Source organism: Pseudoalteromonas sp. SIMBA_162, from assembly GCF_046535955.1.
Lineage (GTDB): Bacteria > Pseudomonadota > Gammaproteobacteria > Enterobacterales > Alteromonadaceae > Pseudoalteromonas > Pseudoalteromonas marina.
Window position 1 is genome coordinate 1 of sequence record NZ_JAWJBQ010000071.1, and the last position, 513, is coordinate 513.

1 protein-coding gene is annotated in these 513 nt (G+C 47.4%); it reads right to left on the minus strand.

Annotation, left to right across the window (positions count from 1 at the left end):
• Positions 1 to 513 (minus strand): Ig-like domain-containing protein (locus R0J88_RS18750; protein ID WP_410900692.1); only part of this gene is annotated, 513 nt, incomplete at both ends.

Consider the following 513-nt stretch of genomic DNA (forward strand, 5'->3'; position numbering starts at 1 on the left):
ACCGTTGCAACACCGTTTGCATTAGCTGCAGGCGTGTATTGAATTTGGTTGTTTACAACACTTACAGCACCCACATCGGCAGTGGCGTTACTGATTACTAAGCTGTCGCCATCCACATCTGAATCGTTAGCCAGTGCATCAATAGTAATAGGTGCCGCATCTTCATCCATGGTTGCGGTATCGGCAGTGGCAACAGGTGCATCGTTGATTGGGTTGATAGTAATCGCTAATGTGCTGCTAGCCGTTCCACCGTTATTATCGCTCGCAGTGTAAGTTACCGTTGCAACACCGTTTGCATTAGCTGCAGGCGTGTATTGAATTTGGTTGTTTACAACACTTACAGCACCCACATCGGCAGTGGTGTTACTGATCACTAAGCCATCACCATCTACATCAGAGTCGTTCGCGAGTACATCAATAGTAATAGGCGCTGCATCTTCATTCATGGTTGCAGTATCAGCAGTGGCAACGGGGGCATCGTTGATTGGGTTGATAGTAATCGCTAATGTGCTG